The following is a 25,197-nucleotide window of genomic DNA, read 5'->3' on the forward strand; positions in this document are numbered from 1 at the left end:
TCGCTTTCTAGTTTATCAATAAAATTTATTTTCCTGCATTTGTTGTAGACGATGAAGTTACTGCATCTGGGTAATTCGCCATTTCTATCATCGTACTTACTTCATCCAGTACCTTATTAGGGCTAGCAGAATTTCCTATGGATCTGAACCGGACAATGCCATTTTTATCAATAATAAACTTGGTCGGAATCGCACCAACATTGTAAGCTGCTTCCACTTTGGTTATTCTGTCTGCTGACTGCTTTTCATCCAATAAAACATGAAAAGTATATTTATGATCATTCATAAATGGCTTGATATCTTCAGAATGATAATCTCCATCTTCCCATACGTCAATAAATAAAAATCTCACGTTGGGATCGTTTTTGAATTTATCAACAGCCAGTTGCATTCCGGGAAATGATGCTTTGCATGGCCCACACCAGGTAGCCCAAAAATCCAGGATAACGGTTTTACCTTTCAAATCACTTAATTTAACCTCTTTTCCTTCCAAATCCTTTAGGGTAAACATCGGCGCCGGATAATTGACCATTGTTTTAGCGAGATCAGACCTTAGCTGATCTATCGAATTATAATGTTCACCCGGTTGCGTATCCACCTGTATTTCATTCTGTGAAGCCTTAAAACGTGCATAAGACAGTTGTGGCCATAACTCCAAATAAGCTTTTTGATATTCACTATTCCCTTGCGGATAAAGAGCAAATTCCTTTTTATACAACTCTACTCCTGCGTTTATATCTGTTCTAATCTGTGCATAATGAGTTCCCATCCCACTGGATATAAAATATGCCTCCGAAGCGTAAGCACCTTCAATAGGCTGATTATTTTTATATATCATGTATAAATGACCGTTTTCGATATGGCTATTTACTTCGTTACCTGTGTTTATTTTTATATAGAAGGCCTTGGCAGGATTATTCACAATCAATTCACCTCCAAATGATTTGCCTTGTGCTTTAAGTTTGATATCAGCAACTGTACAACTCTTAAAGTCAAGGTAAAATACAGAAGCTTTGATATACTTTTTACCCTCAACATTAGTACCCCTTGGATCATATGTCAACGTGATTTTTTCTCCGGCAACAGGGTTTTGATCTGACAATCTGAGGTGCGAATCCGTTTGAGCAAAACTGTTATCACGTACAAGAAGTCCGATTAATAACAGAAAGAATTTTGGGTTTTTCATATGACAGGTTTACAAATAATTGGCAGCTATAAAACGAAAGTGTTGATCACTAATTGTTTAGAATAATGTAATTTAAAAAATAAAAAATATTTAAGTATAATTTATATTTTGCGCCCATGCTTAAACCTAAAAAACAGGCTGCCTTAGGATTCATTTTTGCCACATTGCTTATCGATGTAATGGGCCTTGCAATCATCATCCCGGTATTTCCTAAACTGATTGAGCACCTTATACACGGAAATGTAAGCGATGCCTCGCTCTACGGCGGATGGTTAACTGCCGTTTATGCCATTATGCAATTTCTTTGCTCTCCCCTCATCGGCAACCTGAGCGACAAATATGGCCGCAGGCCTGTTTTATTATGCTCACTGGTAGGTTTTGGTATTGACTACCTGTTTTTAGCCTTCGCCCCTACCATAGGCTTACTATTCATAGGCCGGATCATCGCAGGAATTACCGGCGCGAGCTTCACTACAGCCAACGCTTATATTGCCGATATCAGCACGCCTGAAAAACGGGCGGCGAACTTTGGCCTCGTGGGCGTTGCCTTCGGTCTCGGGTTTATAATTGGCCCTGTAATTGGTGGCATATTAGGTAAATACAATGTACAATATCCTTTTTTAGCGGCTGCGGGTTTAGCTTTTCTTAATGCTGCCTACGGTTATTTTATTTTACCAGAATCGTTAGCCCCGGAAAACCGGAGACCTCTTGAATTTAAAAAGATTAACCCTTTCACCTCATTAATTCAATTAAACAAGTATAAATCGGTTGTCGGCCTGGCAGCATCTTTATTTCTTATATATTTTGCCGTGCAGGCTGTTCAAAGCGTATGGACCTATTATACCATCTATAAATTCAACTGGACCGAAACTTTAGTAGGTATATCGTTAGGTGTTGTGGGATTTTTAATTGCTTTAGTGCAGGGCGGGCTTATCCGTTTTATTAACCCAAAGCTTGGCAACGAACGGAGTATATGGATGGGCCTGGTTCTTTATAGTATAGGTCTCATCCTGTTCGCATTTGCTACCAAAGGCTGGATGATGTTTGCCTTTCTTGTTCCCTATTGCCTGGGCGGTATAGCAGGCCCCGCTTTACAGGGATACATGAGTAACAGTGTACCCGCTAATGAACAGGGAAACCTGCAGGGAGGGTTAACCGGCTTAATGAGTTTAAGTGCCATTTTTGGCCCGTTATCGATGACCTGGGCCTTTCATTACTTCACAGGACCGAATACACCGTTCATCTTTCCAGGAGCGCCATATGCCATCGGGGCTGTTTTGATGCTGATAAGTGCTATATTGGCTGTGTTATCATTTAAGAAAAATAAACCTGCTATTTAAACATCCTGAGATTTCAGATGTTGTGTATTTTCCAATATGGACATAAAACCTAAAACTAAAACATCAGCCGCACTCGGGTTTATTTTCATCACCATTTTTATTGATGTAATGGGTTTAGCTATTATTATACCCGTTATACCTAATTTGCTAAAACAACTTGGCGGTGTTGATTATTCTGTAGCTTCAGAGATTAATGGCTGGCTTACTTTCACGTACGCCGCAATGCAAATATTATTTTCCTCTATAATGGGCAATCTTAGCGACCGATTTGGCAGGCGGCCTATATTACTCATTTCGTTATTAGGCTTTAGTATTGACTATACATTTATGGCTTTTGCCCCGACGGTTTTTTGGCTTTTCATTGGTCGGACAATAGCGGGCATTACCGGGGCCACCATGGCTACCGCAACGGCATACATAGCTGACATAAGCACAGGCGACAAAAGAGCTGCAAACTTTGGTATTGTTGGCGCAGCTTCTGGATTGGGATTTATAATTGGCGTAAGCGGGGGAGCATTCTTAGGCGACATCAACATCAAAATACCTTTTATGGTGGCAGCAGGGGCTGCCTTATTCAATGCCTTTTACGGTTATTTCGTACTGCCGGAGTCTCTCGACAAAGAGCATCGCAGGCCGTTTAGCTGGAAACGGGCAAATCCGATTGGCTCATTTATTCAATTGGGTAAATATAAAGCGTTAACTAGTCTGGCTGTAGCTTTCACACTGGTTTACATTGCTCAGAAGGCTGTTGAATACCAATTGCCTTTTTATGTATATGAGAAATTCCAATGGTCAATGCGCAGCGTCGGTTACCTTGGGCTTTTTATTGGTGCGCTGTTGATATGCATACAGGGCTGGATAATCAGATTCCTGATACCTTTGTGGGGATTAAAACGAACTATCATCATAGGTTTAATTTCCTACGGTGCAGGTCTGACACTCATAGCATTTGCTGCTAAAGGTTGGCAGGTTTATTTGTATATGATTCCTTATTGTTTTGGCGGCATATCGGCGCCGGCATTACAAGGATTCATCACCAGTAAATTTGGTGCCAGTGAACAGGGCGAATTACAAGGCGGGTTAACTTTGCTTTCGAGCATCAGCCTGGTTGCCGGGCCGCTTTTGATGGGATATAGCTTCAAATTCTTCGCTCACCGCGAGTCGTCTGCCTATTTCCCCGGGTCACCCTACATATTTGGGGCTTTATTAATGTTAGTCAGCATTTTATTGGTAGTCCGGAGCTTCAGGAAGGATACTACTCTAACCCGCTAACACCACCTGAAATTACAAACTTCATCATCTCTCCAGCACCCTTATCTATTGGCTTAACCTTGTCAGCTGATATAATAATTACCTGACCTGCAAATGAATAAGAAAACGGGAAGTAAACAGCTACCTCTCCCGGCAGATTTAGTTTGGTAAGATCTTTTTGAACCAGGAAACCGACTTTTTTTAACCCAAATTCATTCACCTCCACCAAAACAGGTTCACTGAATTTTTTTTCTTCACCTACAAAGGCTTCGGTCAGATCTTTGATAGATGAGTAAAGAAATTTAAAAATAGGCAAACGATTTATCCAACGGTTAATCCAGCGCTTTATGGGATCAGTTACTACGTTTGTGAGCAATATGCCCACAATTATGATTACTAACAGCACATTTAAAATACCTAACCCCGGAATATAAATGGGTTTCCCCTTACTGTCTGTCAGAAAAAACCCACTCAAGTTCAATGCACTATCTAATTTGTAGACAGCCCAGTACATCAAATATGCGGTGACACCAATTGGCACAACTACTATCAGTCCTTTTACAAAATAGTTTAGTATTACTCCAAAGAGCTTCTTCATTTTAGTAGTATATTTCTATTCATAAAAGTACACTCTTTTTACTCTTTGCGAAACATTAGTCAATATTTCATATGGGATAGTGCCTATTTCCCTGGCCAGTTCTTCTATTCTTAATTCTTCATTAAAAACAATTACTTCATCCCCCTCTCTAACATCCACATTACTTACATCCAGCGTACACATATCCATTGATATATTACCAACGGTTGGCACAAGCGTTCCTTTGATCAGCATTTTCCCTACCCCGTTTCCAAACGCGCGCAGGTAGCCATCAGCATATCCGATCCTTACGGTGGCTATTTTACCGGCTTTATTCAGTTTGCCATTTCGGTTATACCCAATGGTATCATTAGCCAACACTTTTCTAACTTGCGATACACTTGTTTTTAAAGCGGCAATAGGCTGCAATACCTTCGATTCAACTGGTATGGAAGCGTCTATCCCGTATAAGCCTATCCCTAACCGCACCATATCAAAATGTGCAGAAGGCCATCGTATTATACCACCAGTATTTGATATATGTTTAATCACTTTATAACCCAGCGCCTTCTCGATCTTCGTAAATGCACGTTCAAAGCGTTTGATCTGTTTTTGAGTGAAAGCATCGTGTTCCTTAGCGTCGCTTGCTACAAAATGTGAAAAAATAGACTGGACTTTAATATACCTGTTCTCTTCCAGCATATCGCAGAGAATATCTATCTCAAAATCTTCAAAACCTAACCTGTGCATACCGGTATCTATTTTCAGGTGAACGGGGTAATTACTCAGGCCGTGTGACTGGAAATATTTCACAAACTCATCCAACAAATTAAAGCTGAATACCTCCGGTTCCAATTTATATTCAACCAATTTATCAAATGCCGAAACTTCCGGGTTAAGTACCATCACAGGCAAAGTAACTCCTGCCTGGCGCAGAGCCACTCCTTCGTCAATATAGGCTACGGCGAGGTAATCCACTTTATTGTATTGAAGCATGTTAGCCACTTCAAAAGTTCCGCTTCCGTACGAAAAAGCTTTTACCATTGCCATTATCTTCACGCCCGGCTTTAACTTTGATTTATAAAAGTTAAGATTATTGAGTAAAGCATTCAGGTTGATCTCCATGACGGTCTCGTGTGATTTCAAACTCAAAGCCTGGCTTATCCGTTCAAATTCAAAGGTCCTCGCTCCTTTTATCAGAATGGTTTCATTATCAAGATTTAAGGAGTTTAAATACTGTAACAAGGTGGCAGTATCTGGATAAAAATATTTTTTATCCAGACTGAAATAATCCTGGTGGGCTGTTAAAGCCTCACCTACACCAATAAATTTATCTACTTTTTTGGTTTTGATAAAATTTGCCACATGCCGGTACAATATATCCTGTGTTAGCCCCGACTGGAATATATCAGAAAGTATCAATGTACGTGTAGGATGCTGGTTTTGCTGATTTAAAAAATTAAGGGCGATCTCCAGCGATTGTACATCTGAGTTATAAGAGTCATCAATTACCGAGCAGTTATTGATACCGTTTTTAAGTTCGAGCCGCATACTTACAGGACTCAAACGTTCAATACGTTTATCAATCTCAACGGGGCTGTACCCCATTGCCAGCATAGTTGCCCAGCATACGATGGCATTCTCTACTGAAGCCTCATCCAGGAAAGGAATAAGGCATTCTATCTCCTTGCCTTTATATTTTGCACGCAAGTAAAAATTCCGGGATATCACCGTCTCAGCAAAAACATACAGATCGGCCTGGTTAAATTTTGTACTCCAGCTAAAGCAATCTTTAACGGAGATATTTTTTTTATAATCGATCAGTTGATCATAATTATGGATAAGCAATTTGCAGTGTGCAAATAACTTTAATTTCTCAAGTACCTTCTCTTTTCGATTTTTAAAGCCTTCGTCATGCGCCGGACCTATATGGGTTAATACACCTATAGAAGGCTTTATAATAGCTTCCAACCTGGACATCTCTTCAGTGGTGGATATACCGGCTTCAAATATGCCAAGATCGTCTTTCTCACCGATCTGCCATACAGAAAGTGGTACCCCGATCTGTGAATTATAGCTTTTGGGATTTCGCACAATAGTTTTATCCGAAGCCAGCAATTGGTATAGCCACTCTTTAATAATAGTCTTACCATTGCTGCCAGTTATGCCAATCACTTCCAGATTAAAACGGCTGCGGTGCCAGGCTGCCAATTTTTGCAGGGCACCAAGAACATCATCTACCAAAAGAAAATTTGCCTCAGGCATTTTTATTTCGGTTTGATGGCTTACCACGAAATTACGCACGCCTGCTGCATATGCTTCTGCCACAAACTCGTGACCATTTCGCCTGCCACTTAACGCAAAAAACAAACCTTCTGAAGCATTAGTAATACGTCGGCTATCAGTAAGCAAAGTACTAATGGTATTATCGTTAATAATAGTCCCTGAGGCACCTATGATCTGCTGTATTTCTTTTATAGGGTAATGGTCGCTAAGCATGTTACGAATTTGCTTATATTTCTGCCAATACAAGAATTTTTAACAACTTTGGTTTGATGGATGAGCAGAAATCAATAAAGATCACCGACGAGAAAACGGCATTAGCAAAAGCAGAGCATTACTGCGCTTACCAGGAGCGCTCGCAACAGGAAGTACGTGACAAGTTATATGAATGGGGTCTATATTCCAATATAGTTGAGCAGGTGATCATGCAATTGTTAGCCGGTAATTTTTTGAACGAAGAACGCTTTGCCAATGCTTACACACGAGGAAAGTTTAATCAGAAAGGCTGGGGTAAAAACAAAATAAAACAAGGCCTGAAGTTTAAAAAGGTATCCGATCCATTAATCAAAAAGGCATTGAACAGCATCAACGGAGACGATTATTTGCTGATGCTGCATAAGGTAATTCAAAAAAAAGCAACACTTTTAAGTGAAAAAGATGCTTATGAACGGAAATACAAGTTGCATCAGTATGCTTTGAGCCGCGGATATGAAAATGATCTGATAGCAGACGTTTTGAAAGCCAGCGACTTATAAAAAAAACAAAAAAAAATGCATTACCTGCTTGCAGAATATGCATTTCTGTCTATATTTGCACTCCGCAAACGCGAAAGTAGTTTGTGAATAATGCGAAAGTAGCTCAGTTGGTAGAGCACGACCTTGCCAAGGTCGGGGTCGCGAGTTCGAATCTCGTCTTTCGCTCTAATCCCTTCCACAAAAGAAGGGATTTATTGTTAAAAGGTTAATCCCATGCTCAGATGGTGGAACTGGTAGACACGCAGGACTTAAAATCCTGTTCCCGTTAAAGGAGTGCGGGTTCGATTCCCGCTCTGAGTACAAAAGCCGGCTGATTAGCTGGCTTTTGTTTTTGTGCTCGAATTTCCCCTTCACTGTCGCGGATTTAAAATAGTTCACAACAATACTTCAACTTATTTATTATCAATAACTTACAAAATAAAGGTGTTTTCATTCCCATCTCCTCTGTTTTGTTGATAGTCGAACCCAATCTGACAATTACGCAAAGTGATTTTCAAATAATTAAAATTGGCCGGTAGTTTCTTCAGCAGATGACCGTTTGGGTCAACTCTTTTGACCGTTTCAAGCAAACTTCCAGTGGACGACCGGGATACCTTGGTTTTAAATATTTAAATCATGGAAAATATACAAGATAAAGTGATCGTCATCACCGGTGCGAGCAGCGGTATGGGCGCAGTCACTGCGCAGAAACTGGCCGGATTGGGCGCTAAAGTAGTGCTTGCTGCGAGAAGGAAAGACAAATTACAGGTTTTGGTCGATGAATTAGGCGAAAGCGTGATGTTTGTGCAAACAGACGTCACCCTTCGCAGTGATGTCGACCGGCTGATTGCCCGGGCCATTCAAAAATTTGGCCGGGTGGACGTGTTGTGGAACAATGCAGGCATTATGCCAGTGTCCTTTTTTGAAGAAGGCCACGTGGAGGAGTGGGATAAAATGATCGACGTGAACATTAAAGGCGTGCTTTATGGGATCAACGCCGTATTGCCCCATATGCTGGAAAGAGGTACGGGCCATATCCTGGCGACCTCGTCCATAGTTGGTAAAAGGATTTTCCAAAGCAGTGGCGTGTACAGCGGCACCAAGTTCGCTGTTCGTGCCATCATGGAAACTTTGCGCGATGAAACGGCAGGCAAGATCAAAGTAACTACCATCTATCCGGGTGCTGTTACTACAGAACTTGGGCATGACATTACCAGCCCCAAGGTAGCTAAAATGGCCGAGGGTATGGGGAATTTTGACAGACTGGATGCCTCGGCAATCGCAGATGCGGTCATTTATGCCATCAGCCAGCCGGGCAATGTCGCGATTAATGACGTTACTGTACGACCACTCGGTTCATTTATTTAACTAAATTAGCGTTCCGTAAGGAATACAGATGGACCGGAACTGGCAAGCGATGAATTCTCCTGACCTGCATTTCGCCAGGAGCACGACCTGCAAACATGCGCGCTTTGATTATATACCTGAGCATGTGGTTTGCCATATCGTCAGCGGCGAAATGCGGGTAATGGAGAGTCACCGTGAAAGCATTTACCGGGCAGGCGATTCCTTTTTGCTTCGCCGTAATGCCCTGGTCAAATGCGAACAGCGTCCGCTTGCATCGGGAGTTGCATTCAGGGTAATCTACCTATTGCTGAAAAAAGATTTTTTGCAGCGACAGGCCATGCAGCACCAATCACCCAAAGAAAGGCCCGGAACCACTTCAACCGGGCAGGTGCTTTTGCTGGAGCCTACCCCGTCTTTAACCGGCCTGTTCCGCTCCCTGGTTGCTTATATGGATGCAGGTACCCATCCCAGCGCGGCTATGACCCGCCATAAACTGGTGGAAATGCTGATCTGCCTGCTGGAACAGCACCCGGAAATGGCCACCTGGTTATTTACGGAAACTCAGGCCGGAAAGCTCGACTTGGCAGAATTCATGGAACGCAATTTCAGGTTCAACGTGCCGATGAGCAAATTTGCCGAACTGAGTGGGAGAAGCCTTTCCACCTTTCAGCGGGACTTTATGAAGATATTTGGTATGCAGGCGGGTGCCTGGCTCTTAAAACGGAGATTGCAGGCCGCCCGCGAAATCTTATTAAATTCAGAGCGAAAACCTTCCGATGTGTATATTGAAATTGGTTTTGAGGACCTCGCTCATTTTTCAAGATCGTTCAAAACTTATTTTGGTTATAACCCTTCGAAAATTAAGCGGACACTTGAAATGGATTGAGATGCATCGAAACTGCGCTGCGGCTGTACCGGAAACATAATGAGCGATAACCCGGGAATCCTGTATTCTCCAATTTAAGCTTTTTTTTATTTTAGACGTGGAATGTCATATTCTACCTCATCACCTGACATTGTTCTTAACTTATAATTGAGAATTATTTAGCAATCTAAACTACAGTCAAATAAAAAACGAGTTGTTAGATGGACTGAAGTTATGAATTATAAAAGGTGTTCAAAAAATCCAGCATGTTAATTTCTTTGAACACCTTAGATAAGAAAAATCATGGCAATAATTCACTTTGATTGCCTGAATTTTTCTCATCATATTTCTGCAAAATCCGCTCTACAACCATCAAAAACCCATAAATGTGTTCAATTAATTTCTCGCTGTCGGTACTTAGACAGAAATGCAAGTTTGTAATAGTTTAGCTATCAGTAACTTGCATTTATTGTATTCACTGATCTTAAGAATCAAGTCTTTCGTAAGCGCTCTGCACGAGTTATTCGTATTCTTTTATTCTCCCGCAAAGATTATATTTATTTCACTTCCCCAAAAATTTTCGGACTGGTCCGTTTTCATAATATTACATATTGATAGCTATCTTTATTCGACTGAACCTATAACATGAAACATACATACGTTTTAGTTTTATTAATCTCTATTGCTACTCTGTCTGGCTTTCGATTACCTGCAAAAAATATATTAAGTTTTAAGACATTTACAGGTTAATTAATTACCAGTATTTAATATTCTAAATTAAAAGCATTTATAATCCGGAAGTCTCTTATTAAATTAGGCCAAATAATTTTCATGAAATCACTTAAAGACCAGGTTATATGGATCACGGGCGCATCTTCGGGTATTGGTGAAGCCCTGGCCTGCGAGATGTCGCGCCAAGGCGCTAAACTTATCTTATCAAGCCGACGAATAGCTGAATTAGAACGGGTAAAGAATAATTGCGCCCATACTGACAATATACATATCCTCCCACTCGACCTGACCGACAGCACCAATCTGGAAGCGAAAGTACCTATCGCCATAGCACTATTCGGGCATATCGACATCATGGTGCATAATGGTGGTATTTCACAACGTGCGCTTGTTGCAGAGACCGGGATTGCCGTTCATCGAGAAGTGATGGAGCTTAACTATTTCAGTTATATCATATTAACCAAAGCGCTCTTGCTGCATTTTATCGAGCGAGGTTCTGGTTATTTTGTGGTGACTAGCAGCGTAATGGGCAAAATAGGAACGCCGATGCGCGCGGCTTACGCCGCCGCCAAACATGCATTGCACGGCTATTTCGATTGTCTCCGCGCCGAGGTGGACAAGCATGGCATCAAGGTAACCATACTTACGCCCGGCTATATCCATACGCCGATATCTGTAATATCAGGTGACGGAAGTTTTCTCAGCAGTAAATCTGAACAGATCAATGGCTGGTTTTCAGCCGATAAAGCTGCCGGACAAATTATAAAGGCTATCCAAAATGAAACTTACGAGCCTTATATCGGCAAATTTATAGGTGAAGAAAGACTGGCGCTTTTTGTTAAACGCTTTCTGCCGGGACTGTTTACCCGGCTGATTTCACGTTTCGGGACACCGAAATAGTTGCTTCGTTTTGCAATACAAACCGGTCAGAACGCCTTTTTTACGAGAATTTGGCTCCCTCGAAAATAAAAAAACCAATAGGTATGTGCAATTATTGATTTTTTAGTAGCCCGAATCGGACTAAACTCGAACCATTTAATGAATGATTTAAAGAATCTGGCGGCTTTCTCCGTTTAATTTTTGAGCGGCGCGATCCCCCTTAAATCTTTCAAACCCTTATCTATATTTTGGAATAAGGTGTATATTCCGGGAGACTGAACCATATGATTCCATGCTCCAAGTTCGTGTATTTGTGTGAGAGGGTATCACTAAATTAGGTGTTCAAAAATCCAGCATGTTAAATTTTTTGAACACCTTGAATAAGAAAATCACAGCAAATATTCGCTTTGATTGTCAGGATTTTTATCAGCACATTTCTGCAAAATCCGCTCTACAATCATCAGGAAGCCATAAATGTGTTCAATTAATTTCCCGCTCTGAGTACTGGACCGGGTTCCGGTCGAAAATCTGAGAGGGTTGCTCGTAAAAAAGCAACCCTCTCTCTTTGACTTTCAACACGTTTTAATAGAACACCGGATCGACAAAGCGGCTCTAAACATACCCCACCCCATAGCAGGTTATCTTTGCCCCCCTAATCAGGGTATGATTATGAATGATATTACCCTTCTCATATATTTGATAGATGTTGGAAAGTTCAGGTAATAGGAGTTCGATCATATCATCGCTCGTATCGACTTTGTTTTTTTTCTAATGATCTAAAGCTAATTCCAAAACAGCTTTTTCATCTTTGAATTTTTTAAACTAGGTCTGATAAGTGGAACTCATTATTCATCAGGTCCACGTATCTATAATTCTTATACAATACTATGCAACCAGTAATTATTCTTGACCTTTCTTATAAATATGTTTTGTCTTTACAATTCTTTTTTTAGTCATTTTTCTAACCGAATTTCTTAATATTGCATCTATCTTTAATATAATATCCCTAACCGGCTCTTCAGGTCTTCCATAGAAAGAAGTAACATGAAAGTATTCTTTATCATCTGCTGGTTTTGTGGAAAAGTAATAATTTGAAACACAACATCTTTTTCCTTCCGACGTGACTTTGCTTACTGAATGATAAGAGCTTCTATTAGTAATCATCAATACTAATCTATTAAACTTAGAATGTATCGTTCGTTGATTTTTTTTTGTACCTTGATCCCAAAGCTCCAAATTACCCCCATATTCTTCTTTCCAATCCGGCGTTACGTAATATAAAAGATTGATAACCCGATAATTTTCACGATCGTTATCATGGGAATTATCCAAGTGTGGATTTAAAAAATTACCATTTGACATTAGACTTATTCCTCCTGCATAAAGATGTTCATCCGGCGTCATTTCCTTGATATTTGTGATATCCGCAACTACCTGAACAATACGTGGATCTTGAAATGCATAAACAATTTCTTCAAGTAACGGATTATAGAGATCCATTTGGGCAGCAATCCTTTTGTTTTCTCTTAAAGACTTATGAATAGCCATTTCTTCAGGAGAGGGGAATGACTCGTAAATTGTTTTAGCTATTTCTTCTGGTAATAAATCGTCAATTAGACAAGAATTTATCTGATTAGGTTTTAAAAAATCTGACTTTAGAAATTCTTTATTCTGTTCAAGTTTCTCGACAATAATGTCAGCCAATGATGTTCTGTTAAGTTCCATATAAAAAAATTGAGAGCAATATACAAATAATTTCATTTGAAATTCTTGGGCAATTTGTTTGCTTATTGGTAGAGTAAATATCCCCGCCTGTCCAAGCATTTTGCTTGGACACATAAAATTTTAAGCGTCTCGCTTAAATTAAAAACCGGGAGCTGTTATTTCATGCAATGCCAATCAGAAAGCCATTAAAAGTTGTTTATTATTTTAAGCGGGACGCTTAAATCTTTGGCATTCAAGAAAAATGCTTGAACGGGCGGAGGGTATTTCACAACGTGCGCTTATTGCAGAGACCGGGATTGCCGTTCATCGAGAAGTGATGGAGCTTAACTATTTCAGTTATATCATATTAACCAAAGCGCTCTTGCTGCATTTTATCGAGCGAGGTTCTGGTTATTTTGTGGTGACTAGCAGCGTAATGGGCAAAATAGGAACGCCGATGCGCGCGGCTTACGCCGCCGCCAAACATGCATTGCACGGCTATTTCGATTGTCTCCGCGCCGAGGTGGACAAGCATGGCATCAAGGTAACCATACTTACGCCTGGCTATATATTTCCTCTGTAGATTTCAATTTTTTCGGGATAAACAGCACCAATAATTCTCCGGTATAGGCAGTGAACAAGAAGGGAATGTACCACAATTACAATGAATAGCACCAGAAAAAAGTATTCAGAACCTGTACGTTTACTTATTATTTAACAAGTTTAAAATTAAGAAGATGCACTTACGTTTAGGGGATATCGCTCCCGATTTTAAAGCACAAACCACTATTGGTGAAATAGATTTTTATGAATACCTCGGCAACGACTGGGGGATATTGTTATCCCATCCCGGAGATTATACACCGGTATGTACCACGGAGCTGGGTCGTACTGCTCAACTGAACGGAGAATTTAAAAAGCGAAACGTCAAAGTTCTGGCCATCAGCGTAGATGATGTGGAAGACCATTTTGGCTGGATAAAAGATATCAACGAAACGCAAAATACCGACGTTGATTTCCCTTTAATTGCGGACAAAGACAGGGCTATTTCGGAGCTTTATGACATGATCCATCCCAATGCTTCGGTTACCGTGACTGTACGTTCCGTATTCATTATAGGCCCGGATAAAAAGATCAAGCTTACGTTAACTTATCCCGCTTCCACAGGCCGGAATTTTAATGAAATTTTAAGGGTGATCGATTCCCTGCAACTAACCGCAAATTATAGCGTAGCTACGCCAGCAGACTGGAACCAGGGGGATGATGTGATTATCACTCCTGGTGTGAAAACAGAAGATGCGTATAACAAATTCCCGAAAGGCGTAAATATAGTGAAGCCTTACTTGCGTTATACACCTCAACCCGGCTTGAAATAATTTGATGATCCCCCTCGCTGCCCAAGCGCAATGTCATTAAGTTATAACTTAATGACATTGGCCGCAAGCGTCCCCGGCTTGTGGCCCGCATGCTAAATTCTTCAAAGTACAACTCGTGATCTTCTTTATCAACTAAAACAAAGATCAATTTGATTATTTCTGACTAACTTTGAATTAATTGTAGTTCGCTTTGTTTCCATGTTAAAACAGATCCCAACTTTCGGTATTTGCGACGTTGATACAGCAAGGTTCCCTTTAAACGATCTGGCAATCTATAAACTGAATAATTTTATTCATAACAGCAAGGGGCTCATTTTCCCTCACCGGCACACCTTTTACCAGGTTTTATATATTACTGAAGGTAACGGAGCTCATGTTATAGATTTTAATGCTTATCAGATTGAAAGGGGGAGCATGTTTTTTTTGGCTCCGGGACAAATTCATGAATGGATATTCGATGATGCAACTGATGGAATAATCATCAACTTCAGTGAGAGCTTTTTCAGCACGTTTCTAGCAAACCCGCACTATATAAAAGACTTTACTTTTTTTATAGGTAATGGTACTCATTCTTTCGTGGATATGGGGGAAGATGAATTATTTATAACAGATCTGCTAAAAAATATCACTGCGGAATATAACTCTACCGACCCCTCCCGTTTTGATGTGATCCGGTTTCAGTTACTTCATTTATTTACTGTTGTAAATAGAAAATTATCGCCTCCTTTTGAACCCAAAACCGGCCAGAACTATATAATACAGGTAAGGAACTTTGAAAAAAAAATAGAGCAGTTCTACCTGACCAAACGGCTGCCCAAAGAATATGCAGCAATGCTTTTTATAACACCGAATCATTTAAATGCCATCTGTAAGCACATAAAGGGTGTTTCTGCAGGCCGGCTTATCAGAGACAGGATATTGCTGGAAGCGAAAAGACTGCTGGTTAATGCAGATAAAAATATAAGTGAAATATCCACGCTGCTAAATTTCGAGAACAACTCCTATTTTTCCCGCTTTTTCAAACAAAACGAGGGCATTTCACCCGAAGAATTCAAGAAAAATAATAAACAATCCCCGTTTTCAGTAAAAAGTGTCATTGATTCCATAAAACAGTAAAACAAGCAGCCTCTTCAGCATACTACCTTTGATTCGTTAAAGAATTGGATGTATGAACGAAGAAATCGAAGAGACGGAATTTAAACCAACAGGCACGATCGCCTTTGTCATTTTGCTACTGGCTTTTACCGCCTTAGTGTGGGTAAGTATTTATAATCTTCAATTAGACAGGCACTTTTAATTTATTATTATGGATAAGCACGAATTAAGGGTAATGGCCCTTACAGGAGGACTGTTGTCAATTTTTTTATTTGCAATAATATACAATGCTTTCAGCAGAAAGATAGACGTTCCGACTTGTGTGCCTTATACTGGCGTATTCAAAAAACCGCATATCAAAAAAGTTGATGATCTCAACTACGAGGTATATGCGGTGGCGCATATGTGGTCATATGATCCGGATGAAATCACCATACCATCCGGAAGTACAATCGACCTCTACCTCACTTCTCTCGACGTTGTGCATGGCTTTAATATCGTTTTAAAAGGGGTAAATCTGATGGCTGTACCCGGTGGGGTGAGCAAAACCACCATTACATTTAACGATCCCGGCATTTACAGGATAGTATGTCATGAGTATTGCGGGGCCGGCCATCAATATATGATGGGTAAAATAATTGTAACAGATAAAAGATAATTATGAACATTAGTAAATCTTATAAAACCGTAATACTTACCGGTTTATTTATGCCGATGACACTGTTTATATTCGGTGTATATAATGGTGTAATGCAAACGATCTACCGCGCCGGGGTAATTCATCAACCTGCGGTTGCAGGTATCAATTATTACCAGGGATTAACTATGCACGGGGTAATTAACGCCCTTGTGCTTACCACATTTTTTGCTGTGGTATTCGGACACATCACCCTTTCTCACTACCTAAAGAAAGAACCGCCAAAGTTAACCTACCAGATATCTATCATTCTGATGGTTGCAGGCACTTTAATGGACTTTGAAGCTATGGTTACTGGTAACGCACAGGCTTTATATACCTTTTATGCTCCTTTAAGAGACTCTGCCGTTTTTTATATTGGTACCGCGTTGCTAATCATCGGCAGTTGGATCGCCTTTTTTGGCTGGGTAAAAATTTGGTTCGAATGGAGAAAAGAGAATCCCGGCAAAAAAATGCCTTTGGCCATATTGGGTACTTTTGTCAATTTTTCGATGTGGATCCTCGGGTCGGTTCCGGTAGTTTATGAAATCCTTGTAATTTTAACACCCTGGTCCTTAGGTTTAACCAATACCGTAAATGTTCCTTTAACAAGAATGCTTTTCTGGATGTTTGGGCATCCACTGGTCTATTTTTGGTTACTGCCGGCCTACACCGCCTATTATACCATATTGCCAAAAGTAGCCGGTGGCAAGCTATATTCCGGTAATGCGGGCAGGCTTGCTTTCCTGTTATTCCTTATCTTATCTGCACCTGTCGGCGTTCACCACCAGTTCAGTGAGCCTGTATTTACTCCAGGCACTAAACTATGGGTAAGCATACTTACTTATGGTGTTGCCCTGCCAAGTTTTATGACTGCTTTTACAGTTGGCGCTTCCCTTGAATACGCGGGAAGAAAACGGGGCGCAAAAGGGCTGTTCGGATGGATGGTCAAACTGCCCTACTTTCAGCGGGACAATTATCTTTTTGGCTATTTTATTTGCGGGCTGTTTCTGTTCATTTTCGGAGGAGTGTCAGGTATTGTAAATGCCTCATATGCCTTGAATCAAATGATTCACAATACCGCATGGGTACCAGGACATTTCCATCTGATAATTGCAGGTCCTACAATTCTGATGATTTTTGGGATGAGCCTTTACATTTATAGCAGCGTTTCCGGCAAAGTTATCAAGTTCAAGTCATTGGCAGTAATTATTCCTTATGTATGGATGATTGGCGTTGCTCTTTTATCGCACGGATTGATGGCCGGAGGTTTAATGGGCGAACCGAGACGGACCAACCTGGGATTATCTTATACCAACCCTGACAGCCCCTTATTTAACCAACACTGGGTTAGTACAACAACGCTCACAATGGTAGGTGGAATGACGATGGGCGTAACGGCGGTACTATATTTCATCGTTTTCTTTGCCACCGCCCTTGGCAAAGCCACCCAACCGCAACAAATCATATTACCGGAATCTGAAGAGCTTCATGAAGAAAAGCCAATTCCGTTACTTTTGAATATGAAGCCCTGGCTAATAGTCAGTGTGGTGCTGGTCATGTTTACTTATGTTCCTGCGCTCATGAGTGTTTTCAAATACAGTAAGCCGGTAAAAAATCAGTTTCAGACGGAAAGCCCTTCTAATATCGAAAAGTAAAGCCGTTGTTTATCAACTTAATAACAAGGCAATGTTAGTAAAAAACAAGAAATCGGCATTTTTTTTCCTGGCCATACTGGCTATTCCGATATTGGCATTTACAGGATTCAGGTGGTATGAAGATAATATGGAGGAGCTGCCCTATTTTGGAAGGAACTACACAATAGATAAAGGCAATGTCCCGCATTTACAGGTACCGGATTTTAGCTTTACTGACCAGGACAGCAGTGCAATAAACAACAGGTTCGTTAAAAGGAAAGTATGGGTGGTTCATTTCTTTTTCACTTCCTGTCCATCAATTTGCCCGAAGATGATCGCTAACCTTAAACTGGTTCAGGATGCATATGGTAAAGATGATCAGTTAAAAATGCTGTCACTTACCGTTGACCCTAAATATGATACCCCGTCGAGGCTTAAATGGTATGCCGGGCGTAAAGGAATAAATACGCGCCAGTGGGCTTTTGCAACGGGAAGCAAAAAGGACCTTTACGGGTTTGCGAGGAAAGCCTTATTTATCGATGCCACAGATGGTGATGGCGGAGAAGGTGACTTTATACATAGCGACAAACTGGTGCTTATTGACAGGGATCTGCATATACGTGGTTATTATGACGGAACCGATAAAGGTGATATCGTACAGTTGATAAAAGATATTAAAAAATTAGAGAATTAGAAATAACTGAAAAAAATATGAAAAAATTAATTGTTGCTTTTGCCGGCTTACTGCTATTGAATTTAAATGCCAGTGCCATCAGCAGTGCTGCTACTGCCAATCACCCAATTATTACTGCTCAAAAACCAACTGTCCAGGCTCCAGCTACTGTTACTACCGATGATAACATCCCGGTTTATAAAGAAACCGGATTTGTACATCATCTGGTATTTGTTGACGATTCGCATTCCAATATACCATTAACATTTAAGGACTACACTTCATGGATGTTTATATTCGGACTTATTGTGTTACTAGTGGTTGCCTTATTGATTGTGGTAAAAGCGCAGGATTTCATAGCGACTGTTGAGCGAAAATATGGACCGGACACAAATCAGCACTTGAGTCTTAAATGATACTGTCAAGCTGGCAGAATCGATATTCTCCAATTTAAGATTTGTGTTATTTTAGGCGTGGAATGTCATATTCTGCCCCATCATCGGCTGACATTGTTCTTAACTTATAATTGAGAATTATTTGATAATCTAAATTACAGTCAAATAAAAACGAGCTGTTAGACGGTGTGAAGTTGTGAATTAAAAAATCTGGTAATTATTCGCTTTTTTTACTTGAATCTTTCTCTGCATATTTTTGCCAAATATGCTCTGTAATCGTCAGGAAGCCATAAATGTGTTCAATTAATTTCCCGGTACCGGTACTTTCATTCGCAAGTACCAATTTACTTGCGAATGATTTTATTTTTTTTTACAGTTAAGTGGATACGGATGGCAATACAACAAACAGATAAAATTTACAAAACGATTTACAGGGATATTGTTTAGCTTTGTAAGTGAAAAATGAGAGTAAAAGCGCTATTTTTATTAACCATATTTCTGCTGAACACCACATTCGGGTTTTGCTGTACCCTGAATCTGGTCCATGAAGACCATGATGAAGTTACTGCGCACCACCATGAGCAACATCCTGGTTTTTCGCTTGGGCTTGATCATCAAAAAGGCTCACTCTCCACTGTATTATTTATCCATAAAAATGATCCCTGCTGCCAGGGTGCCGTAAACAATTTTGCTTCTTTAGCGAAATTAATGCCACAGCCGGGTAAAAGCATGAGTCATGCACCCGTTGTTTATATAGCCCCTTATTTTCAATTTTTACCGGTAAACCTTTCAGGTGTAAAATCACATCATCAAATTTCCATAGAGGAACGACAGCGACCGCCTACCCAAAACATCAGGATCGTCATCCAAAGTTTCCAGATTTGATTTAAGTTGTTCAATATATTGACCTTTATGGCTTTGCCATACCTTAAATTATTGTTTAACGTTTTATCAAATCATCATGAAAAAGATATTTTTATTAGTTGGCCTGATCGCAACTGTTTTTACCCAACAACTTTTTGCCAAGGACTCCAAGGCATCCGCCCTGACACCATTACTTACTTCTTATCTCGACATCAAGAACGCGCTGGTCAATTCCAGCAGTACCGATGCCGCTACACATGCCGCTGAGTTTCTCAACGCCATAAATGGCATCGACATGAAATCATTGCCTGCATCCGATATGACCACATTTATGACTTTTAAGGATAAATTGGCATTTGACGCCAGGCATATCTCGGAAAGCCAGGACATCGCTCATCAAAGAGAACACTTTGCCAATTTCTCTGCCAATTTTTTTAAACTGGCAAAAGCTGTTAAACTCACAGACCAGGTGGTTTACTATGACTATTGCCCCATGAAGAAGAGTTATTGGCTGTCCGCAGATGCACCGATCAAAAATCCCTACTTTGGCAAACAGATGCTGACCTGCGGTAAGGTGACCCAAACCCTGAATAAATAATTAACAAATCCTTAATTAATAAGTTATCTGTCATGAGCGGGATAAATCGCTCATGATAGTTCTTACCTTCAAGAATTGATCGTTGGAAAAACTTATCGATGCTGAAGATATGGGCAAGCAAATATGAAAAAGATATTTTTATTGATAATTAGTGGGCTGATCACTTCCGTTGCATTTGCGCAAATGCCAATGAACATGCCTATGCCGAAAGCAAAGACAGCGGCACCAAAACCATCACAACAGGTAAAACCTGCAAGTGAAAGGAAGGAACAAGCTACTGGTTCTGATATCAGCGGCGGTAAAACCGTTCGTTACGACCTGTATATCAGCGACACCATTGTTAACTATACCGGTAAAAAACGCCGCGCCATAGCGGCAAACGGTTCCATACCGATGCCAACCCTTTATTTTACCGAGGGGGATACGGCCGAGATTTACGTGCATAATACCTTAAAGGAAGAAACGATCATTCATTGGCACGGCGTGATCCTGCCCAACCAGTATGATGGCGTACCTTACCTGACCACACAGCCCATCGCAGCGGGCAAAACGCACCTGTTCAAATTTCCAATCGTTCAAAACGGGACATACTGGTACCACTCGCATCAGGGTTTACAGCAACAATCGGGTATGTATGGCGCATTGATCTTTCGTAAGCGGGATGAAGCTAAAATGAAAGAGTACACTATGGTATTGAGCGACTGGGCGGATATGAATCCAAAAGAAATAAACCGCAGCTTACACAATCAAACGGATTGGTTCAGTATCCAAAAAGGCACGACACAAAGTTATGCGGAAGCCATTAGGTCGGGGAATTTTAATACGAAACTAGCCAACGAATGGAAAAGGATGAACGCGATGGATGTCAGCGATGTGGCTTATGACCGTTTCCTGATCAACGGGAAAAATGTGAACGAACAACCGCAATTTAAAGCCGGAGACAGCATGAAATTAAGAGTTGTCAATGGTGGCTCTTCCTCTTATTTCTGGCTGACCTGGGCTGGTGTTAAAATAACCGTGGTGGCCAATGATGGTGAAGATGTCGAACCGGTGGAAGTAGACCGGCTGATCATTGCCCCAGCGGAAACCTATGACCTGGTGGTTAACATCCCCAAAGCAGGGAGCTACGAGTTTTTGGCGACCCCGGAGGACCGGACGAAATCAGCCTCTTTATGGTTAGGGAAAGGACCGAAAGTGAGCGCACGGCATTTACCCAAACTGAAATACTTTGAGGGCATGAAAATGATGAACGGGATGATGGATATGAGTGGTAATATGAAACAAATGGATGGCATGCAAATGAGCAACCAGGTCATGGATATGAATACGGTCATGTATCCCGAGATTTCAGGGCCGGAAAAATCCGGTAATAAGATGAAGGGTATGCCCGGTATGGATACGGGCAAAGATTCCGCGGCAACAAAGAAAAGAGATGACATGGCTGGAATGGATATGAGTGGCGGCAATTCAGATATCGTAACATTAAGCTATGGGATGTTAAAAGCAACTAAAAAAACAACGCTCCCCAAACAGCCCACAAAGGAATTATATTTTGAATTGACGGGTAATATGAACCGCTATGTCTGGACGATCAATAACAAGACGGTATCTGAGTCGGACAAAATATTAATACATCACGGAGAAAATGTACGCATCATTTTATACAACAATACGATGATGCGGCACCCAATGCACCTGCATGGTCATCAGTTCAGGGTATTAAACGGGCAGGGTGATTTTGCCCCGATGAAAAACACACTGGATATTATGCCGATGGAACGCGATACGATTGAATTTGCAGCGACAGAAAGTGGCGACTGGTTTTTTCATTGCCATATTTTGTACCACATGATGAGCGGGATGGGCAGGATCTTCAGCTATGAGAATTCTCCTCCCAACCCGGAAGTACCCGACCCGGCCATGGGTTACCGGATGGTACAGATGGACGATCGTATGCCACATTTCATGGCCAGGGTTGGCCTGGAAAGCAATGGCAGTGACGGACAGGTCGTACTGGCTAACACTCGCTGGCAAGCCAGTTCCATGTGGCATTTGGGCCTGAATGACAAGATGGGCTATGAAAGCGAAACCATGATCGGGCGCTATATCGGAAAAATGCAATGGCTCTTTCCTTATGCAGGGTTTGATTATCATTATAAGCAATATGACCCGAATGAAAAAAACATTTTTGGCAGTGAACTCAAAAATATGTTCGGGCAGGTTAGCAATAAGGATAACCGGCATACAGTAGTAGCTGGGCTTGCTTACACTTTACCGATGCTTTTTGTTGCTGACGCCCGTATAGACGGCGATGGGAAGTTACGTTTTCAGTTGAGCCGCCAGGATGTTCCGATATCCAAACGCCTGCGGTTTAGCATCATGTTGAATACGGACAAGGAATACATGGCTGGTTTGCGGTATATTGTGACCAAGTATTTTTCGCTGTCAACCCATTACGACAGTGATATGGGATTAGGAGGAGGATTGACCTTGACTTATTAATTATGTTAATGGCCGTCGGCCGCGGCTTTTATCATGTTCGTTATCGCCGAATACAAGGGTGTTCAAAAAATCTAACATGCTGGATTTTTTGAACGCCTTTAATGCAAAAAACGCGTCAATTATTCGCCATTTTTACAGAAATTCCCCTCCTCGCATTTTTGTAAAATCCGCTCTACAATCATCAGGAAGCCATAAATGTGTTCAAATAATTTCCCGCTATCGGTACTAAAGCCCAATACTTGTCCGTATCGGGCTTTTTATTTTTGGATGGTTGGCCGATAACACCTACCATAAGGCTATGGTATTTGGCAAGGGCATTTCCGAAAACTATTCCTTAAAAAAGTTAAAATTTGACTAATAGCTTTTCAGAAATAAGCTTGCCATCCTTATAGTATTCGAAAAACCAATCTTCGTTTTTCTTCAGGACTATTCCGTTCGCAGTAGCGTTACCGGCTATAAAATAATTCTCTGCAGAGGTTTTCAGGAGGGTTAAAACTATTTTCGGTGTGGTGTCAATTAATTGATACCCGTTAGCAATTGCCTGTGCATATAATGTTCCTGCCGGCTGATTGGTTACCGTTTCCGTTGGTTTTGAAGGCACTGTTGAAGCCGCTACCGTTGCTGCTGAAGCAGTTGTTGCAATTATTGGCTGAACCGGTTTATTTGTTGATGCGGTATCGGCATACGAAACTTTGTCTAAGGATGTAAAAGCATCCCTTAAAGCCATATTATAAGCAACTTTATACTCCTTCTCCCGGCTTTTCCCTTCTTTACTTTTGAAAACTATATTACCCTTACAATCTTTTAATAAAAGCGTAAGGGTGGTAGTAAACATTCCGCTTTTTTCCAATACGTCAGCACTCAATGCGCGGCATCTATTATTAGCGACTTCGCCGGGCAATTCAGTATTATCAAAATAAACTGTAAAGCCTTTATACTCCAAAAGGCCTTTGGTCAGGCTGTTTAATGAATACTGATCATTTTGCTTAAGGAAATTAAATTTCTCGGGCACTATTACGTATTTATAATTATTAATGGAATTTTGCGAATAGCCTGAAAAAGAGAGGAACAAAAGGAGAACTAAAACATATCTTTTCATATAAAAAACCCTAATTTAGATTATTAACTTGATTCAAAAATTTGATAATAGTAAGAATTATATTTCCATTTGATAGCACCAAAATTAATGCTATTTCTTGACAAGTCTTAGTCCGACGATATACTTCCCACCCCCTCTTTCATTTTACTTATAAATATGTATTATCTCTGCTACATTTAGGTTTATTTAATCATTTGAGCATAACAATAATCCTATTTATAGAATGTCTTTTTTATTTCAATCCTTCCATTTATTCTGGAAAGACCAATTTTCGGATGTGCATTTTCTTGCGCAATTTGGTTTTCTACCTTAACTTTCTGTTAATCTGGATAATTAAACGTATCTTGCAACTTTAATTAACAATATAATGGCAACAGGAACAGTAAAATTTTTTAATGAATCAAAAGGCTTCGGCTTTATTACACCTACAAGTGGTGGCAAAGAGGTATTTGTACACGTTACAGGGCTGATTGATCAGGTTCGCGAAAACGACCAGGTTAATTACGATGTAGAAGAAGGCAAAAAAGGCCCAAGTGCGGTGAATGTTAAAATAGCATAAGCAGCATTGGGAAGATCGACAGAAACATTTAGTAAAAAGGAAAAAGAGAAGGCCCGCTTAAAAAAGTCAAAAGACAAAAAGGAAAAGGCCGAAGAACGAAAGGCTAATGCAGGCAAGGGCAAAAGCCTTGAGGATATGATGGCTTATATTGATGAGCATGGGAATATTACGTCAACTCCACCCGATCCATCAAGGAAGGTAAAGGTAAATGTAGAAGATATCCAGATTGGGGTTGCTAAACAAGTAGATCTGCCGCATGACACTGTCAGAAATGGTGTCGTAAGCTTTTTTAATGAAGCAAAAGGCTACGGTTTTATCAGGGATCTGCAAACTGAGGAAAGTATTTTTGTGCACATTAACGCCTTAACTGAACCGTTAAAGGAAAATAATATGGTCACTTTTGAAACTGAGCAGGGTTTAAAGGGGTTATCTGCAATTAAAGTAAAAAAGAAATAATTATGGTGGCCAAAACAACAGCGTCAGCAATTCAAAAGGAAAACTTCAAAACAAAGTTTGCAGAAATTATAAAAAACAATAAAAATTTAAAAGATCAGTATTCCATCCAGTTTTTTGAAACGGCTCAAAAAAGTAATTATGCTTTTACAGGGCGCGATGGGAAATCTTTAAATATTTTATCAAGCCTGACTTTAGAAGAAACTGAAAAGTATAAGGTTTTGAAAAGTTCCTGGCAGAATTAATTGATCCAGCGTTAAGTCATTACCTGAATCTTTTAAATAAATATTCCAGATTCGTATCGTCTTACAACAAAGCCCTCCTGAAATCAGAAGGGCTTTGTTGTTTTATCGACTTATTATTTTTTCGTAT

Annotated in this window: 25 protein-coding genes and 2 tRNA genes; 22 read left to right on the forward strand and 5 right to left on the reverse strand. The window is 40.5% G+C overall.

Going from position 1 to position 25,197, the window contains the following annotated elements; genetic code table 11:
* Positions 1–25: 25 nt before the first annotated feature.
* A complete protein-coding gene (locus tag ACPPVU_RS17680; RefSeq protein WP_426667865.1) occupies positions 26–1,186 on the reverse strand; it encodes a TlpA family protein disulfide reductase in 1,161 nt (386 codons plus the stop codon).
* Positions 1,187–1,302: 116 nt separating this feature from the next.
* On the opposite strand from ACPPVU_RS17680, the gene ACPPVU_RS17685 reads away from it, so the two are divergent.
* Entirely contained in the window at positions 1,303–2,526 is a 1,224-nt protein-coding gene (locus tag ACPPVU_RS17685) for a TCR/Tet family MFS transporter (protein ID WP_426667866.1), read from the forward strand.
* Between the two features lie 36 nt (positions 2,527–2,562).
* On the forward strand, positions 2,563–3,798 hold the full coding sequence (locus ACPPVU_RS17690) for a TCR/Tet family MFS transporter (RefSeq protein WP_426667867.1): 1,236 nt from the start codon (positions 2,563–2,565) through the stop codon (positions 3,796–3,798).
* Here ACPPVU_RS17690 and ACPPVU_RS17695 read toward each other — a convergent pair.
* Complete coding sequence (locus ACPPVU_RS17695) at positions 3,782–4,375, reverse strand: DUF502 domain-containing protein (protein ID WP_426667868.1); 594 nt, start codon at positions 4,373–4,375, stop codon at positions 3,782–3,784. The two genes, ACPPVU_RS17690 and ACPPVU_RS17695, sit on opposite strands and share 17 nt — an antisense overlap.
* A gap of 15 nt (positions 4,376–4,390) precedes the next feature.
* Positions 4,391–6,853 carry a bifunctional UDP-N-acetylmuramoyl-tripeptide:D-alanyl-D-alanine ligase/alanine racemase gene (locus ACPPVU_RS17700; RefSeq protein ID WP_426667869.1) on the reverse strand — a complete coding sequence of 821 codons (2,463 nt, stop codon included), beginning with the start codon at positions 6,851–6,853 and terminating at the stop codon, positions 4,391–4,393.
* Positions 6,854–6,909: 56 nt separating this feature from the next.
* Here ACPPVU_RS17700 and ACPPVU_RS17705 point away from each other — a divergent pair, with 56 nt between their 5' ends.
* From ACPPVU_RS17705 to ACPPVU_RS17730, 6 genes are all read left to right on the forward strand, one after another.
* Positions 6,910–7,392: a regulatory protein RecX gene (locus ACPPVU_RS17705; RefSeq protein ID WP_426667871.1), complete on the forward strand. Its 483-nt coding sequence runs from the start codon at positions 6,910–6,912 to the stop codon at positions 7,390–7,392.
* Positions 7,393–7,484: 92 nt separating this feature from the next.
* A tRNA-Gly gene (locus tag ACPPVU_RS17710) sits at positions 7,485–7,557 on the forward strand.
* A 50-nt stretch (positions 7,558–7,607) separates the two neighbouring features.
* Positions 7,608–7,692: transfer RNA gene (locus tag ACPPVU_RS17715), tRNA-Leu, on the forward strand.
* 315 nt (positions 7,693–8,007) lie between these two features.
* Complete coding sequence (locus ACPPVU_RS17720) at positions 8,008–8,739, forward strand: SDR family oxidoreductase (RefSeq protein WP_426667872.1); 732 nt, start codon at positions 8,008–8,010, stop codon at positions 8,737–8,739.
* A gap of 28 nt (positions 8,740–8,767) precedes the next feature.
* Entirely contained in the window at positions 8,768–9,604 is an 837-nt protein-coding gene (locus ACPPVU_RS17725; RefSeq protein WP_426667873.1) for a helix-turn-helix domain-containing protein, read from the forward strand.
* Positions 9,605–10,414: 810 nt separating this feature from the next.
* Positions 10,415–11,215 carry an SDR family NAD(P)-dependent oxidoreductase gene (locus tag ACPPVU_RS17730; protein ID WP_426667874.1) on the forward strand — a complete coding sequence of 267 codons (801 nt, stop codon included), beginning with the start codon at positions 10,415–10,417 and terminating at the stop codon, positions 11,213–11,215.
* 879 nt (positions 11,216–12,094) lie between these two features.
* Here the strand turns inward: ACPPVU_RS17730 and ACPPVU_RS17735 are convergent.
* A complete protein-coding gene (locus ACPPVU_RS17735) occupies positions 12,095–13,018 on the reverse strand; it encodes a 2OG-Fe(II) oxygenase (RefSeq protein ID WP_426667876.1) in 924 nt (307 codons plus the stop codon).
* A gap of 142 nt (positions 13,019–13,160) precedes the next feature.
* Here ACPPVU_RS17735 and ACPPVU_RS17740 point away from each other — a divergent pair, with 142 nt between their 5' ends.
* The 11 genes from ACPPVU_RS17740 (at position 13,161) to ACPPVU_RS17790 (ending at position 22,714) form a co-directional block, all read left to right on the forward strand.
* Positions 13,161–13,481 carry an SDR family NAD(P)-dependent oxidoreductase gene (locus tag ACPPVU_RS17740; protein ID WP_426667878.1) on the forward strand — a complete coding sequence of 107 codons (321 nt, stop codon included), beginning with the start codon at positions 13,161–13,163 and terminating at the stop codon, positions 13,479–13,481.
* A 154-nt stretch (positions 13,482–13,635) separates the two neighbouring features.
* Positions 13,636–14,274, forward strand: coding sequence for a peroxiredoxin (locus ACPPVU_RS17745; protein WP_426667879.1), 639 nt, complete (start codon positions 13,636–13,638; stop codon positions 14,272–14,274).
* 198 nt (positions 14,275–14,472) lie between these two features.
* Positions 14,473–15,390: a helix-turn-helix domain-containing protein gene (locus ACPPVU_RS17750; protein WP_426667881.1), complete on the forward strand. Its 918-nt coding sequence runs from the start codon at positions 14,473–14,475 to the stop codon at positions 15,388–15,390.
* A 52-nt stretch (positions 15,391–15,442) separates the two neighbouring features.
* A complete protein-coding gene (locus ACPPVU_RS17755) occupies positions 15,443–15,571 on the forward strand; it encodes a cytochrome c oxidase subunit 2A (protein ID WP_426667882.1) in 129 nt (42 codons plus the stop codon).
* A 9-nt stretch (positions 15,572–15,580) separates the two neighbouring features.
* Positions 15,581–16,027 (forward strand): cytochrome c oxidase subunit II, encoded by a 447-nt coding sequence (locus tag ACPPVU_RS17760; protein WP_426667884.1) that lies wholly within the window; start codon positions 15,581–15,583, stop codon positions 16,025–16,027.
* A 2-nt stretch (positions 16,028–16,029) separates the two neighbouring features.
* Positions 16,030–17,703 carry a cbb3-type cytochrome c oxidase subunit I gene (locus tag ACPPVU_RS17765; RefSeq protein WP_426667885.1) on the forward strand — a complete coding sequence of 558 codons (1,674 nt, stop codon included), beginning with the start codon at positions 16,030–16,032 and terminating at the stop codon, positions 17,701–17,703.
* 31 nt (positions 17,704–17,734) lie between these two features.
* Positions 17,735–18,376, forward strand: a complete 642-nt coding sequence (locus tag ACPPVU_RS17770) for an SCO family protein (RefSeq protein WP_426667886.1) — start codon at positions 17,735–17,737, stop codon at positions 18,374–18,376.
* A 17-nt stretch (positions 18,377–18,393) separates the two neighbouring features.
* On the forward strand, positions 18,394–18,771 hold the full coding sequence (locus ACPPVU_RS17775; RefSeq protein WP_426667887.1) for a hypothetical protein: 378 nt from the start codon (positions 18,394–18,396) through the stop codon (positions 18,769–18,771).
* Between the two features lie 441 nt (positions 18,772–19,212).
* Positions 19,213–19,635 carry a hypothetical protein gene (locus ACPPVU_RS17780; protein ID WP_426667889.1) on the forward strand — a complete coding sequence of 141 codons (423 nt, stop codon included), beginning with the start codon at positions 19,213–19,215 and terminating at the stop codon, positions 19,633–19,635.
* A 76-nt stretch (positions 19,636–19,711) separates the two neighbouring features.
* Positions 19,712–20,212: a DUF3347 domain-containing protein gene (locus ACPPVU_RS17785; protein WP_426667890.1), complete on the forward strand. Its 501-nt coding sequence runs from the start codon at positions 19,712–19,714 to the stop codon at positions 20,210–20,212.
* 123 nt (positions 20,213–20,335) lie between these two features.
* Complete coding sequence (locus tag ACPPVU_RS17790) at positions 20,336–22,714, forward strand: multicopper oxidase domain-containing protein (protein WP_426667892.1); 2,379 nt, start codon at positions 20,336–20,338, stop codon at positions 22,712–22,714.
* A gap of 343 nt (positions 22,715–23,057) precedes the next feature.
* Here the strand turns inward: ACPPVU_RS17790 and ACPPVU_RS17795 are convergent, their stop codons facing one another.
* A complete protein-coding gene (locus ACPPVU_RS17795) occupies positions 23,058–23,813 on the reverse strand; it encodes a hypothetical protein (protein ID WP_426667894.1) in 756 nt (251 codons plus the stop codon).
* 367 nt (positions 23,814–24,180) lie between these two features.
* On the opposite strand from ACPPVU_RS17795, the gene ACPPVU_RS17800 reads away from it, so the two are divergent.
* The 3 genes from ACPPVU_RS17800 to ACPPVU_RS17810 are packed head-to-tail and all read left to right on the forward strand — an operon-like array spanning position 24,181 to position 25,070.
* Positions 24,181–24,372 (forward strand): cold-shock protein, encoded by a 192-nt coding sequence (locus tag ACPPVU_RS17800; RefSeq protein ID WP_426667896.1) that lies wholly within the window; start codon positions 24,181–24,183, stop codon positions 24,370–24,372.
* A 6-nt stretch (positions 24,373–24,378) separates the two neighbouring features.
* A complete protein-coding gene (locus tag ACPPVU_RS17805; protein WP_426667897.1) occupies positions 24,379–24,828 on the forward strand; it encodes a cold-shock protein in 450 nt (149 codons plus the stop codon).
* Positions 24,829–24,830: 2 nt separating this feature from the next.
* On the forward strand, positions 24,831–25,070 hold the full coding sequence (locus ACPPVU_RS17810) for a hypothetical protein (protein WP_426667899.1): 240 nt from the start codon (positions 24,831–24,833) through the stop codon (positions 25,068–25,070).
* Positions 25,071–25,197: the final 127 nt, after the last annotated feature.

The organism is Mucilaginibacter sp. McL0603, from assembly GCF_049992945.1.
In the GTDB taxonomy this organism is placed as follows: domain Bacteria; phylum Bacteroidota; class Bacteroidia; order Sphingobacteriales; family Sphingobacteriaceae; genus Mucilaginibacter.

Bases quoted from the DNA above. Each gene is read 5' to 3' on its own strand.
- ACPPVU_RS17680 (WP_426667865.1), bottom strand. From the start codon at position 1,186: ATGAAAAACCCAAAATTCTTTCTGTTATTAATCGGACTTCTTGTACGT.
- ACPPVU_RS17685 (WP_426667866.1), top strand. From the start codon at position 1,303: ATGCTTAAACCTAAAAAACAGGCTGCCTTAGGATTCATTTTTGCCACA.
- ACPPVU_RS17690 (WP_426667867.1), top strand. From the start codon at position 2,563: ATGGACATAAAACCTAAAACTAAAACATCAGCCGCACTCGGGTTTATT.
- ACPPVU_RS17695 (WP_426667868.1), bottom strand. From the start codon at position 4,375: ATGAAGAAGCTCTTTGGAGTAATACTAAACTATTTTGTAAAAGGACTG.
- ACPPVU_RS17700 (WP_426667869.1), bottom strand. From the start codon at position 6,853: ATGCTTAGCGACCATTACCCTATAAAAGAAATACAGCAGATCATAGGT.
- ACPPVU_RS17705 (WP_426667871.1), top strand. From the start codon at position 6,910: ATGGATGAGCAGAAATCAATAAAGATCACCGACGAGAAAACGGCATTA.
- ACPPVU_RS17720 (WP_426667872.1), top strand. From the start codon at position 8,008: ATGGAAAATATACAAGATAAAGTGATCGTCATCACCGGTGCGAGCAGC.
- ACPPVU_RS17725 (WP_426667873.1), top strand. From the start codon at position 8,768: ATGGACCGGAACTGGCAAGCGATGAATTCTCCTGACCTGCATTTCGCC.
- ACPPVU_RS17730 (WP_426667874.1), top strand. From the start codon at position 10,415: ATGAAATCACTTAAAGACCAGGTTATATGGATCACGGGCGCATCTTCG.
- ACPPVU_RS17735 (WP_426667876.1), bottom strand. From the start codon at position 13,018: ATGCTTGGACAGGCGGGGATATTTACTCTACCAATAAGCAAACAAATT.
- ACPPVU_RS17740 (WP_426667878.1), top strand. From the start codon at position 13,161: ATGCTTGAACGGGCGGAGGGTATTTCACAACGTGCGCTTATTGCAGAG.
- ACPPVU_RS17745 (WP_426667879.1), top strand. From the start codon at position 13,636: ATGCACTTACGTTTAGGGGATATCGCTCCCGATTTTAAAGCACAAACC.
- ACPPVU_RS17750 (WP_426667881.1), top strand. From the start codon at position 14,473: ATGTTAAAACAGATCCCAACTTTCGGTATTTGCGACGTTGATACAGCA.
- ACPPVU_RS17755 (WP_426667882.1), top strand. From the start codon at position 15,443: ATGAACGAAGAAATCGAAGAGACGGAATTTAAACCAACAGGCACGATC.
- ACPPVU_RS17760 (WP_426667884.1), top strand. From the start codon at position 15,581: ATGGATAAGCACGAATTAAGGGTAATGGCCCTTACAGGAGGACTGTTG.
- ACPPVU_RS17765 (WP_426667885.1), top strand. From the start codon at position 16,030: ATGAACATTAGTAAATCTTATAAAACCGTAATACTTACCGGTTTATTT.
- ACPPVU_RS17770 (WP_426667886.1), top strand. From the start codon at position 17,735: ATGTTAGTAAAAAACAAGAAATCGGCATTTTTTTTCCTGGCCATACTG.
- ACPPVU_RS17775 (WP_426667887.1), top strand. From the start codon at position 18,394: ATGAAAAAATTAATTGTTGCTTTTGCCGGCTTACTGCTATTGAATTTA.
- ACPPVU_RS17780 (WP_426667889.1), top strand. From the start codon at position 19,213: ATGAGAGTAAAAGCGCTATTTTTATTAACCATATTTCTGCTGAACACC.
- ACPPVU_RS17785 (WP_426667890.1), top strand. From the start codon at position 19,712: ATGAAAAAGATATTTTTATTAGTTGGCCTGATCGCAACTGTTTTTACC.
- ACPPVU_RS17790 (WP_426667892.1), top strand. From the start codon at position 20,336: ATGAAAAAGATATTTTTATTGATAATTAGTGGGCTGATCACTTCCGTT.
- ACPPVU_RS17795 (WP_426667894.1), bottom strand. From the start codon at position 23,813: ATGAAAAGATATGTTTTAGTTCTCCTTTTGTTCCTCTCTTTTTCAGGC.
- ACPPVU_RS17800 (WP_426667896.1), top strand. From the start codon at position 24,181: ATGGCAACAGGAACAGTAAAATTTTTTAATGAATCAAAAGGCTTCGGC.
- ACPPVU_RS17810 (WP_426667899.1), top strand. From the start codon at position 24,831: ATGGTGGCCAAAACAACAGCGTCAGCAATTCAAAAGGAAAACTTCAAA.